This is a genomic window from Pseudomonas sp. Irchel 3A18 (genome assembly GCF_900187465.1).
GTDB lineage: Bacteria > Pseudomonadota > Gammaproteobacteria > Pseudomonadales > Pseudomonadaceae > Aquipseudomonas > Aquipseudomonas cichorii.
In genome coordinates, this window is the sequence record NZ_FYDI01000009.1 from 96,621 (window position 1) to 109,731 (window position 13,111).

The following is a 13,111-nucleotide window of genomic DNA, read 5'->3' on the forward strand; positions in this document are numbered from 1 at the left end:
ACGTATATGAGAGGGGGTTCTTCGCGAATACATTCGCTCCTACCGTAGGAGCGAATGTATTCGCGAAGGGTTTAAATTAAACGCGGAAATGGCTCACCATCATCTGCAACTGGTTGCCCAGTCGCGCCAGTTCGACGCTGGAGGCAGCAGTTTCTTCGCTGGCTTCGGCCGTCTGTTCGGACACATCGCGAACGTTCAGGATGCTGCGGCTGATTTCGTCGGCCACCGAACTCTGTTGTTCGGCTGCGGCGGCGATCTGCTGGTTCATGGCCTGGATGTTGGAAACCGTACGCGTGATGCTTTCCAGAGAAGTACCCGCCTTGCGGGTCAGGGCGACACTGCTGTCGGTCAGGCTGCGGCTGCCGAGCATGATATCGGAGACCTGACGAGTACCGTTCTGCAATGCGGCAACCAGGCTTTCGATTTCCTCGGTCGATTGCTGGGTACGCTGGGCCAGCCCCCGCACTTCATCGGCCACCACCGCAAAGCCACGCCCAGCCTCACCGGCACGAGCCGCTTCGATTGCGGCGTTGAGCGCCAGCAGGTTGGTCTGTTCGGCCACGGCCTTGATCACGTCCATGACCTTGCCGATCTTGTTGCTTTCCTGCTCCAGTACCGTCATGGCATCGCTGGAACGCAAGACTTCGTTGGCCAGCTTTTCGATCTGGTGAATGGCTTCGCCCACCACCTTGTCGCCTTCGCGAGCTTCCTTGTCCGCTGTGGAAGCTGCCACCGAAGCCTGCTCGGCATTGCGCGCCACTTCATGCACAGTGGCAGACATCTCATGCATGGCAGTGGCCACCTGATCGGTCTCGACTTTCTGGCTGTTGACCCCGGCACTGGTCTGTTCGGTCACCGCTGAAAGCTCTTCGGCAGCGCTGGCAATCTGGGTAACGCCATCACGAATCCCGGTAATCAGCTCACGCAACGTGGCGCCCATGCGCTGGATACCTTGTTGCAGCACGCCCAGCTCGTCGCGACGTGTGATCACCACGGTGTGGCTCAGATCACCCGAAGCAATACGGTTCACGACTTCCAGGGTTTCCTGCAATGGGCGGGTGATCTGGCGAGTGATGATGATGGCCGCAAACACGCCCAGCAGCAGAGCAATCAGCGTACCGATGAGCTGGAGGTTACGCGCCTGGGAAGTATCCTGTTCAGCCAGGGTTTTCTGCAGGGCAGTGAGTTCAGAGCCCACCTTGAAGATCGCATCCCCAAGACCCGTCATTTCCTTGCGCGTGGCATTGATGGAACTGTCCGCATCCTTGAAGCCCTGTACAGAGGCCTTGTAAGCACGCAGAGCCGTTTCCAACTGGACAATCTTGTCGGCCTGGGTCGTATTGAATGCGGCCTTGAGCCTGTCGAGGCCCTGGATGGAGGCGTCTATTTGCTGGAGTGCCGTCTGCTCGGTCTTTTCCGTAGTATTGCCGGTATAGCCACGCACTTCGTAACGCGCCAGTTGCACGTCCATGCGGGCACTGGCAATCAGTTGCAACTGATCGGAACGCGCGGGATCGGAAGAGTCCAGCTTCATGACCGACTCATTGATCGCCGAAAGAAGCTCATTCGCCCGCGTAGCATTGGCGCCCATTTCAGCACGCACAGTGACACTGTTGCGATAGGCCGTGCGCATCTGGGTCAGCAGCTTTTCGTATGCATTGAGCTGATCGCCCAAGCGTTCCAGAAGCTGTGCATTCGCCGGAGAATCGAAGTTATTGCGTATGGATTGTCGGGTGCTCTTGAAGCTTTCCAACTGAGTCTGGACATTCTGGGCAGCAGTATCGTCGCCATCGGCAAGCATGTACTGCAACCGTGCCACACGCAGTACTGTCAGCTTGTTACCCAGTTCAGTGATATCGCCGATTCTGTCGGTGCGGTAAATCAGTCTGTCCAGACTGTTCCAGCCGACAAGGGCCAGTAACGCGGTAAAAACCAGAACCAGGCCAAATCCCAGGGCCAGTTTCATGTTGACGCTGATATTCGCAAAACTGCTGTTCATAAACTCTCCGTGATGTTCTTCGATGCGGCCATGCAAAAGCTGAAGATTTTATTTTTTTAGGCAGCAGACTCGCGCACACGCATATCGGCCCAACGGGCCTGAAACTTGATCAAAAAGTCAAAATCAGGACTAAAAATTTTCTGGAATGCAGACGTGGCAAGGCCTGCTTCAGGAAAGCCGAGGATTTCAGGAGGTAAAAAAATGGCTAGCGCCTAGGCGCTGAGGATAAAGTTATCCACAGCGCTCGGTCGGATGATCAACACATTGCGTGCCGACGTCATGTGGATAACTGCAGATCACTCATGCTGACATTGCAGACAACCCGGTTCCTGCCCGACAGCTTCGCCTGATAGAGCTGCTGATCGGCACGTTTGATAAGCGCTGTCGAATTGGCATCGCTTGACTCGGCCAGACCGATGCCGATGCTGACGGTCACCTGCCCGACCAGAGAAAAGTCGGCATCGGCAATGGTGGCGCGGATCTTCTCGGCCACGATTTCCGGGCTGCGCAGGTTGTCGAACTCCGGCAACAACACTGCGAATTCCTCACCGCCGTAACGGGCAACGAAATCGGTGGAACGGGTGTTCTGCTCGATGAGTTGAGCCAGTTGGTAGAGCACCTCATCGCCAATGGCATGACCATAGGTGTCATTGATGCGCTTGAAGTGGTCGGCATCGATGAACAGCAAGGCGAACGGGCGTCCGGTGCGTTCAAAGCGCTGACTGCATTCGATCAGTTTTTCATCGAACATGCGCCGGTTATACACACCCGTCAGCGCATCGTGAGTGGCCAGCTTCAACAGTTCGGCATTGGCCTCGGTGAGTGCCGCTGTTCGTTGTGCAACCGTGACTTCCAGTGAGCTGTTGGCATCATGCAGTTCGCGTTCCTTGCCCAGCAGCGATTGCGTCATGTTCTGTATCGACTGGCCGAGCTGAGCGATTTCCAATACAGGGTGGCTCAGCGGGAAGCTCACGCCGGGCTGCTGGTCCTGCACCAGCCTGGCGGACTTGGCCAATTGCTCGATTGGACGGCTGAGGTACAACGCCAGATAGTAGGCCGCCAGACCAAATGCGAGGGCGGCAATGACGCCCAGCCCCAGCAAACGGTAAAAAAGGCTATGCGCAGGTTGCAGCGCCTGATCAAGTGGCTGGCGAACCGCGACGTACCAGGCCAGCCCTGAAATCGTAGGGGTCGGCACTTTCACAACGCTGCTCAGAAAACCATCACCCACGAACCATCCCGGCGGTGGTGACTGAAGCAACTCTGGATGTTTTTCACCCACACGTTGCTGTGGATAAAGAACATCGCCCGCCTGATCGACGATCAGCACTTCGGTATTGGCCAGCATGCCTTCGCGCAGAACGGCCGCTTCAACAATCCTGGCCATCCAGCTCCAGTGAGCATGCGCACTCAGCACGCCAATGACAGTGCCCTCGGCATTGCGGATGGGCGTTGCGAAATCAATGAAGCGCACAGGTTCGCCACTGGGATTGGGCAACAACTTGGCTAGCAGGACAGCCTCATGAGGATCGCCGGTGTAGGAGCCTTGCAAACCCGCCTTGAACCACGGACGTTCCTTGACCGACTGATTGACCAGCACACCATTCACCGCCTGCCGCACACGTCCGTCCGTATCGGCAACCCCCATCCAGGCATATTCGGAATGGGACTGGCTGCGCAGCTCCATCGACCGAAGGATGGCCGGATCGTCCAGATTGCCGCTCATCACATGGCTTTCCTGACTGAGCAGGTGCATTTCCAGTTGCCGCTCATAGAGCTGCGCACCCAGCAATGCGGCGGCCGACTTGGCGGTACTTAATGACGTATTGGCACTCGCCTGCTTCATCTGTTCGGTAGCAATATGCCCAACATAGAAGCCGACACTCAAGAGCGTAAACAACGACAAGCCCGCACACCATAAGGTCAGGTGGCTACGGAGACTGGCTTTGATCATGAGCGGGCATCTGATTGTGAGGGTAGTGGCACTTTATGCCGAATATGACGGGCCAAGAGCAAGGAAAAAATGCGGTCTGAGGGATGGATGCAACTATGACCCAGGGGCTTGTAGGGGAGGATAAGGCACAACCATGAAATCATTGACGACGTCAGCGACCTGACGGGCAGCCAGGCCAACACTACGAGGAAAGATGATCAGTCGATGCGTCGACCTTGCCCGGGCTTCAGCAGGCAGGTTCCTGACAACGAGCAGCGGCACTGGTAGTTGAACCGCACTGCCAGTACGCTTTCACCATGCCCTCTATTGGTGGGTCAATTTCGTTCATGAATCTACGTACATATACTCATGGGATGATGCGCAAATACGCCAAAAACAAAAAAGGTAACAGTACCGGCTGAGGTTGCGGAGATTGCACCATTAACAACGGCTGCGGAAAACTCAGAACTTGCTTCGAGGAAAATCGGTTGGTGGGACCGTATTGCGAGTTTTTTCAAAAGAAGTAGCAGGAGCCGGGAGTGACTGACCCCACCGGCTCCGGGACATTTTTAATTCTCTAAAAACACCACCAAACTCCCCTGTGGATAACTCACTCCACAGTAACGGATTTGGCCAGATTCCGAGGCTGATCCACGTCCGTACCCTTCAACACCGCCACGTAGTAAGAGAGCAACTGCAACGGGATGGTGTAGAGAATCGGGGCCAGGGCGTCGATGATGTGTGGCATGGCGATGACGTGGGTACCTTCGCCGTTTTTCATGCCGGCTTGTTCATCAGCGAATACCACCAGTTCACCGCCGCGTGCGCGGACTTCCTGGAGGTTGGATTTGAGTTTTTCCAGCAGTTCGTTGTTGGGTGCAACGGTGACCACCGGCATGTCGTTATCCACAAGCGCCAGCGGGCCGTGCTTGAGTTCGCCGGCCGGGTAGGCTTCGGCGTGGATGTACGAGATTTCCTTGAGCTTGAGTGCTCCCTCCATCGCTACCGGGAATTGCGCGCCACGGCCCAGGAACAGGGTGTGGTGTTTCTCGGCGAACAGCTCGGCGACTTTCTCGACGGTGCTGTCCATGGCCAGCGCTTCACCCAGACGGGTCGGCAGACGGCGCAGTTCTTCGACCAGTTCGGCTTCGACACCTTCATCCAGTGTGCCTTTGACCTGCCCAAGGGACAGGGTCAGCAACAGCAGGGCAACCAGTTGGGTGGTGAAGGCCTTGGTGGACGCAACACCGATTTCAGGACCGGCCTGGGTCAGCAGGGTCAGGTCCGACTCGCGCACCAGGGAGCTGATGCCGACGTTGCAGATGGCCAGGCTTGCCAGGAAGCCAAGTTCCTTGGCATTGCGCAGTGCAGCCAGGGTGTCGGCGGTTTCGCCGGACTGGGAGATGGAGACGAACAGGGTGTCCGGCTGGACCACGACCTTGCGATAGCGGAACTCACTGGCCACTTCGACCTGGCAAGGGATACCGGCCAGACCTTCGAGCCAGTAACGCGCAACCATGCCAGCGTGATAGCTGGTGCCACAGGCTACGATCTGCACATTGCGAACCTTGGCGAAGAGTTCAGCAGCTTGCGGGCCAAAAGCGTGGACCAGCACTTGTTGCTGACCCAGGCGACCTTCAAGCGTGCGCTGCACAACCTTGGGTTGCTCGTGGATTTCCTTGAGCATGAAGTGACGGTATTCGCCTTTGTCGGCTGCTTCGGCACCTTCGTGGTATTGCACGGTTTCGCGAACCACCGGCAGACCATCCACAGACCAGATCTGCACGCTGTCGCGACGGATCTCTGCGATATCGCCTTCTTCCAGGTACACGAAGCGGTCGGTCACCTGACGCAGTGCCAACTGGTCCGATGCCAGGAAGTTTTCACCAAGACCCAGGCCAATCACCAACGGGCTGCCACTGCGTGCGGCCAGCAGGCGATCCGGTTGTTTGGCGCTGATGACTGCCAGGCCGTAGGCACCGTGCAATTCCTTGACCGCTGCTTTCAGGGCATTGGCCAGATCCGGAGTGTCCTTGAGTTTGTGGTGCAGCAGGTGGACGATGACTTCGGTGTCGGTATCGGAAGCGAATACGTAACCCAGGCCTTTGAGACGCTCGCGCAGGGCTTCGTGGTTTTCGATGATGCCGTTGTGGACAACTGCCAGTTCATCAGCCGAAAAGTGCGGATGTGCATTGCGCTCGCATGGTGCGCCGTGGGTGGCCCAACGGGTGTGAGCGATACCCAGACGACCGGCCAGAGGCTCGCCTGCCAACGCCTGCTCCAGTTCGCTGACCTTGCCCGAACGACGACGACGCTCAAGGCTGCCTTCATTGCTGAAAACCGCTACACCGGCGCTGTCATAGCCACGGTATTCAAGACGTTTGAGCCCTTCCAGCAGAATGGCTGTGATACTACGTTCAGCAACGGCGCCGACAATTCCACACATGGTTCTCTCCTAGCTGACAGCGGCACAAATCAGGGTAATGCCGCGGGCTTTTATCTGTTCGCGTGCCTCATCGGGCAGGCGCTCATCTGTGATAAGGGTATGGATACTGCTCCAGGGCAGTTCCAGGTTGGGAATCTTGCGACCGACTTTGTCGGCTTCGACCATGACCACCACTTCCCGGGCGACTTCAGCCATGACCCGGCTCAGTCCCAGCAACTCATTGAAGGTGGTGGTACCGCGAATCAGATCGATGCCGTCGGCACCAATGAACAACTGATCGAAGTCGTAGGAGCGCAGAACCTGCTCGGCTACCTGTCCCTGGAAGGATTCGGAGTGCGGGTCCCAGGTTCCACCGGTCATCAACAGCACCGGCTCATGCTCAAGCTCGGCCAGGGCGCGAGCTACATGCAGGGAGTTGGTCATCACCACCAGGCCCGGTTGGGCACCGAGTTCGGGGATCAGCGCAGCGGTGGTGCTGCCACTGTCCACAATGATGCGGGCATGTTCGCGAATTCGCGTCACTGCCGCCCGGGCAATGGCCTGCTTGTATCGAGAAACAGGCTGGCTGCTTTCGGCAATCAATTCATGGGGCAAGGTGACTGCGCCACCGTAACGGCGTAGCAGCAAGCCATTGCTTTCGAGAGCGGCCAGATCCTTTCGAATCGTAACTTCCGAAGTTTCAAAGCGCTGGGCCAGATCATCGACACTGACTTCGCCCTGCTCATTGAGCAAGGCGAGAATATTATGGCGACGTTGAGGCGTATTACGTTTCGACATTTTGGCTTTAAGTTTCGATTCAAAAGATAACGAAAGCAATAAAACCTTATTATCGGAACCGGGTCAAGCCGTAGGAGCGAATTCATTCGCGAATGAAGAGGTTTCGCGAGTAAATGCGCTCCTGTGGATAACCTTATGGCTTCTTGACCTTCACCGGGCGCTTCCAGCCTTCGATGTTGCGCTGGCGTGCACGAGCAACGCCCAACTGTTCGGCAGGAATGTTCTGGTTGATGGTGGAACCCGCTGCAGTGGTGGCTCCTGAAGAGATATCCACAGGTGCAACCAGCGAGTTGTTGGAGCCGATGAAGACGTCCTCACCCAGGATGGTCTTGTGCTTGTTGGCACCATCGTAGTTGCAGGTGATGGTCCCGGCACCGATGTTGGTGCGCGCACCGATCTCGGCATCGCCCAGATAAGTCAGGTGGCCGGCTTTTGCGCCATCGCCAAGGTGAGCATTCTTGAGTTCGACAAAGTTACCCACATGGGCCTTGGCCCCCAGAACACTGCCAGGACGCAGGCGAGCGAATGGACCCGCGTCACTGCCCTCGCCCAGAATCGCGCCTTCGATGTGGCTGTTGGCCTTGAGCACGACACCTTTGCGCAGGGTGCTGTCCTTGATGACGCAGTTCGGGCCAATAACCACGTCATCTTCAATAATTACGCGACCTTCAAGAATCACGTTGATATCGATCAGCACATCGCGGCCAACCGTCACCTCGCCACGCACGTCGAAACGTGCCGGGTCACGCAGGGTCACACCGGCAGCCATCACACGACGGGCTTCACGCAACTGATAGTGACGCTCCAGTTCCGCCAATTGCTTGCGGTCATTGGCGCCCTGCACTTCCATTGCGTCGTGAGGCTGTTCGGTGGCAACCACCAGGCCGTCACTGACTGCCATGGCGATGACGTCCGTCAGGTAATACTCGCCCTGGGCGTTGTTATTGGACAGACGCCCGAGCCAGTCGGCCAGACGCTTGCCAGGCACTGCAAGAATGCCGGTATTGCCTTCGTTGATCGCCTTCTGGGCTTCGCTGGCATCCTTGTGCTCGACAATGGCACAGACCCGGTTCTCGGCGTCGCGAACGATGCGGCCATAGCCTGTCGGATCGTCCAGCGTCACAGTCAGCAGGCCCAACTGCTGCGGGGTGACCAGTGCCAGCAGACGCTGCAGGGTCTGAACCTCGATCAGCGGTACATCACCGTAAAGAATCAGCACGGTATCAGCGCTCAGGTGCGGTACTGCCTGGGCAACTGCGTGGCCTGTCCCCAGTTGCTTGTCCTGCATGACGAAATTCAAGTCATCCGCTGCCAGGCGTTCGCGTACGGCATCGGCGCCATGACCGATCACCACATGAATGCCATTTGGGGATAACTGTCGTGCGCTGTGGATAACATGACCAAGCATGGAGTTACCTGCAACAGGGTGCAGGACTTTAGGCAAGGCCGAACGCATCCGGGTACCTTGGCCAGCGGCAAGAATAACGATATCGAGAGACATGAGGACTACCAACTGAGCGGCAACCAGCCCGGAACGGACTGATTCGGAAAAAAGAAAAAGGGTAGCCGAGGCTACCCTTTTACTCAATCGCGCATTAAAGCCAGCAGGGTTAGCCGCCGAACTTCTTGCGAATTTGCTGAACGGTGCGCAGCTGAGCTGCAGCCTCGGCCAGACGAGCAGTTGCAGATCCGTAATCGAAGTCCGCGCCTTTTTCGTTCAGGGCCTTCTCGGCAGCCTTGACGGCGGCCTGAGCAGAAGCTTCGTCCAGGTCGGCAGCACGTTGCACAGTATCGGCAAGCACCTTGACCATGTTCGGCTGAACCTCGAGGAAACCACCAGAGATGTAGAACACCTCGGCTTCCCCACCCTGCTTGATCAAGCGGATCGGGCCCGGGACCAGATTGGTGATCAGAGGCGCGTGGCCTGGAGCGATACCGAGATCACCCAGGTTACCGTGCGCAATCACCATCTCGACCAGACCGGAGAAGATTTCCCCTTCCGCGCTGACGATGTCGCAATGGACTGTCATAGCCATTTGCTTGCCTCAACCTGATTAGCGCCCGTTGCCGGGCGCCGGGATTACAGTTTCTTGGCTTTCTCGATCGCTTCTTCGATGCCGCCGACCATGTAGAACGCTTGTTCTGGCAGGTGGTCGTAGTCACCGTTGAGGATGCCTTTGAAGCCAGCAATGGTGTCTTTCAGGGAAACGTATTTACCCGATGCACCCGTGAAGACTTCAGCCACGAAGAACGGCTGCGACAGGAAGCGCTGGATCTTACGAGCACGGTTTACCAACTGCTTGTCGGTTTCCGACAGCTCGTCCATACCCAGGATCGCGATGATGTCTTTCAGCTCTTTGTAACGCTGCAACACGTACTGAACGCCGCGAGCGGTGTCGTAGTGTTCCTGGCCGATGACGTTCGGGTCCAGCTGGCGCGAAGTCGAATCCAGTGGATCTACCGCTGGGTAGATACCCAGGGAGGCGATGTCACGGGACAGTACGACCGTTGCGTCCAAGTGGGCGAACGTGGTCGCTGGCGACGGGTCGGTCAAGTCGTCCGCTGGTACGTATACCGCCTGGATCGAGGTGATCGAACCGTTTTTGGTGGAAGTGATGCGCTCTTGCAGAGTACCCATCTCTTCAGCCAGGGTCGGTTGGTAACCTACTGCGGAAGGCATACGGCCCAGCAGTGCGGATACTTCGGTACCGGCCAGGGTGTAACGATAGATGTTGTCGACGAACAGCAGAACGTCGTTACCTTCGTCACGGAACTTCTCGGCCATGGTCAGGCCGGTCAGAGCAACGCGCAGACGGTTTCCCGGTGGCTCGTTCATCTGACCGTAAACCAGTGCCACTTTGTCCAGAACGTTGGAGTCCTTCATCTCGTGGTAGAAGTCGTTACCCTCACGAGTACGCTCACCCACACCGGCGAACACGGAATAACCGCTGTGCTCGATGGCGATGTTACGGATCAGTTCCATCATGTTTACGGTTTTGCCTACACCGGCACCACCGAACAGACCGACTTTACCGCCCTTGGCGAACGGGCAAACCAGGTCGATAACCTTGATGCCTGTTTCCAGCAGATCGTTGCCACCCGCCTGTTCAGCGAAGGACGGCGCAGGACGGTGAATGCCCCAACGCTCTTCTTCACCGATAGGACCGGCTTCGTCGATCGGGTTGCCCAGGACGTCCATGATCCGGCCCAGAGTCGCTTTACCGACCGGTACGGAAATGGCTGCGCCGCTGTCATTGACGTTCAGACCGCGCTTCAAGCCTTCGGTCGAACCCATTGCAATGGTACGAACCACGCCGTCGCCCAGCTGCTGCTGAACTTCAAGAGTGGTTTCCGCGCCTTGTACACTCAGCGCGTTGTAGATACTCGGTACGCTATCGCGTGGGAATTCCACGTCGATCACGGCGCCGATGATTTGAACGATACGTCCGCTACTCATTAGCTGGTTCCTCTAATATTTGAACCGTTAAACCGCGGCAGCGCCGCCGACGATTTCCGAGATCTCTTGGGTGATCGCTGCCTGACGCGCCTTGTTGTAGATCAGCTGCAAATCGCTGATCAAATCACCGGCGTTGTCTGTGGCGTTCTTCATCGCGATCATCCGCGCAGCTTGTTCAGCAGCGTTGTTCTCGACCACCGCCTGGTACACCTGCGACTCAACGTAGCGAACCATCAAGCCGTCAAGCAGCTCTTTGGCATCGGGTTCGTAGAGATAGTCCCAGTGGTGCTTGAGTTTCTGATCCGGGGTTGCCACCAGCGGAATCAATTGCTCCACCGTTGGCTGCTGGGTCATGGTGTTGATGAACTTGTTGGATACCACGGACAGGCGATCAATTCGACCATCCAGGTAGGCATCCAGCATCACCTTGACGCTGCCGATCAGGTCATTGATCGACGGCTCTTCGCCCAGGTGGCTGATCGCAGCGACGACGTTACCGCCGAAGTTGCGGAAAAATGCCGCACCTTTGCTGCCGACCACGCACAGATCGATCTCTACGCCGTTTTCACGGTTTACCGCCATGTCCTTGACCAAAGCCTTGAACAGGTTGGTGTTCAGGCCACCGCACAAACCACGGTCACTGCTCACTACGACATAACCGACACGCTTTACTTCGCGCTCGATCATGAACGGGTGGCGATACTCCGGGTTGGCGTTGGCAAGATGACCAATCACCTGACGGATGCGCTCCGCGTAAGGACGGCTAGCAGCCATGCGCGACTGAGCCTTGCGCATTTTGCTGACCGCCACTTTTTCCATGGCGCTGGTGATCTTTTGCGTGCTTTTGATGCTCGCAATCTTGCTGCGAATCTCTTTTGCGCCTGCCATGTAACACCTATCAGGTTAGCAAGCGGGAACCTCTCGGCTCCCGCTGCGGCTTACCAGGTTTGGGTGGCCTTGAACTTCTCGATACCGGCTTTGAGGCCAGAGTCGATTTCGTCATTGAAGTCACCCTTCACGTTGATCTTCGCCATCAAGTCGGCGTGATCGCGGTTGAAGTAAGCAATCAGAGCCTGCTCGAAGCTGCCGATTTTTGGAATCTCGATGTCCACCAGGAAGCCACGTTCAGCGGCATACAGGGACAACGACATATCAGCGATGGACATCGGCGCGTATTGCTTCTGCTTCATCAGCTCGGTAACGCGCTGACCATGCTCAAGCTGCTTGCGGGTCGCTTCGTCCAGGTCAGAAGCGAACTGGGCGAATGCCGCCAGTTCACGGTACTGAGCCAGAGCGGTACGGATACCACCGGAAAGCTTCTTGATGATCTTGGTCTGTGCGGCACCACCTACACGGGATACCGAAACACCGGCGTTCACTGCCGGACGGATGCCGGAGTTGAACATGGCCGATTCCAGGAAGATCTGACCGTCGGTGATGGAAATCACGTTGGTCGGAACGAACGCGGAAACGTCGCCAGCCTGGGTTTCGATGATCGGCAGTGCAGTCAGGGAACCGGTTTTGCCGGTCACTGCGCCGTTGGTGAACTTCTCTACGTACTCTTCGGAAACACGCGATGCGCGCTCCAGCAGACGGGAGTGGAGATAGAACACGTCACCTGGGTAGGCTTCACGGCCTGGTGGACGGCGCAGCAGCAGGGAAATCTGGCGGTAAGCCACTGCTTGCTTGGACAGATCGTCATAAACGATCAGCGCGTCTTCACCGCGGTCACGGAAGTACTCGCCCATGGTGCAACCCGAGTACGGTGCAAGGAATTGCAGCGCAGCGGATTCGGAAGCACTTGCAGCAACGATGATGGTGTTAGCCAGTGCACCGTTTTCTTCGAGCTTGCGAACAACGTTGGCGATGGTCGATTGCTTCTGACCAACTGCAACGTAGACGCAGAAGATGCCGCTGTTTTTCTGGTTGATGATCGCGTCGATTGCCATGGCGGTTTTACCGATCTGGCGGTCACCGATGATCAGCTCACGCTGGCCACGGCCGACTGGAATCATTGCGTCGACGGCCTTGTAGCCAGTTTGCACTGGCTGGTCGACCGACTTACGCCAGATCACGCCTGGAGCAACTTTCTCGACCGCATCGGTCTCGGTGTTGTTCAGCGGACCTTTACCGTCAACAGGGTTGCCCAGTGCGTCGACAACGCGACCCAGCAGTTCCTTACCAACCGGAACTTCGAGGATGCGGCCGGTGCACTTGGCGCTCATGCCTTCAGCCAGAGTCGTGTAGGCGCCCAGTACAACGGCACCGACAGAGTCTTGCTCAAGGTTCAGCGCCATACCGAAGACGCCGCCCGGAAACTCGATCATTTCGCCGTACATTACGTCGGCAAGACCGTGAATCCGCACGATACCGTCAGACACGCTGACGACGGTGCCTTCGTTGCGGGCTTGGGAGGTTACATCGAGCTTCTCGATGCGACCCTTGATGATTTCACTTATTTCGGAAGGATTGAGTTGCTGCATTGCTCTGCTGCCCCTT

9 protein-coding genes are annotated in these 13,111 nt (G+C 57.1%); all 9 read right to left on the reverse strand.

The annotated features are described in order from the left end of the window. Positions 1-76: 76 nt before the first annotated feature. A complete protein-coding gene (locus CKW23_RS18005; protein ID WP_025262608.1) occupies positions 77-1,999 on the reverse strand; it encodes a methyl-accepting chemotaxis protein in 1,923 nt (640 codons plus the stop codon). 277 nt (positions 2,000-2,276) lie between these two features. Further along, positions 2,277-3,953, reverse strand: a complete 1,677-nt coding sequence (locus tag CKW23_RS18010) for a sensor domain-containing diguanylate cyclase (RefSeq protein WP_025262609.1) — start codon at positions 3,951-3,953, stop codon at positions 2,277-2,279. 589 nt (positions 3,954-4,542) lie between these two features. Beyond that, positions 4,543-6,378, reverse strand: a complete 1,836-nt coding sequence (gene glmS / locus CKW23_RS18015; RefSeq protein ID WP_025262610.1) for a glutamine--fructose-6-phosphate transaminase (isomerizing) — start codon at positions 6,376-6,378, stop codon at positions 4,543-4,545. A gap of 9 nt (positions 6,379-6,387) precedes the next feature. Next, a complete protein-coding gene (locus CKW23_RS18020; RefSeq protein ID WP_095068088.1) occupies positions 6,388-7,155 on the reverse strand; it encodes a DeoR/GlpR family DNA-binding transcription regulator in 768 nt (255 codons plus the stop codon). 133 nt (positions 7,156-7,288) lie between these two features. Continuing rightward, positions 7,289-8,656, reverse strand: a complete 1,368-nt coding sequence (gene glmU / locus CKW23_RS18025; protein WP_025262612.1) for a bifunctional UDP-N-acetylglucosamine diphosphorylase/glucosamine-1-phosphate N-acetyltransferase GlmU — start codon at positions 8,654-8,656, stop codon at positions 7,289-7,291. Between the two features lie 109 nt (positions 8,657-8,765). Continuing rightward, complete coding sequence (locus tag CKW23_RS18030) at positions 8,766-9,191, reverse strand: F0F1 ATP synthase subunit epsilon (protein ID WP_025262613.1); 426 nt, start codon at positions 9,189-9,191, stop codon at positions 8,766-8,768. Positions 9,192-9,235: 44 nt separating this feature from the next. Further along, a complete protein-coding gene (atpD, locus tag CKW23_RS18035) occupies positions 9,236-10,612 on the reverse strand; it encodes a F0F1 ATP synthase subunit beta (protein WP_025262614.1) in 1,377 nt (458 codons plus the stop codon). A gap of 27 nt (positions 10,613-10,639) precedes the next feature. Next, entirely contained in the window at positions 10,640-11,500 is an 861-nt protein-coding gene (gene atpG, locus CKW23_RS18040; protein ID WP_025262615.1) for a F0F1 ATP synthase subunit gamma, read from the reverse strand. Between the two features lie 50 nt (positions 11,501-11,550). After that, the gene (atpA, locus tag CKW23_RS18045; protein ID WP_025262616.1) at positions 11,551-13,095 is read right to left on the reverse strand and encodes a F0F1 ATP synthase subunit alpha; all 1,545 of its coding nucleotides are present in this window, start codon (positions 13,093-13,095) and stop codon (positions 11,551-11,553) included. Positions 13,096-13,111 lie beyond the last annotated feature (16 nt).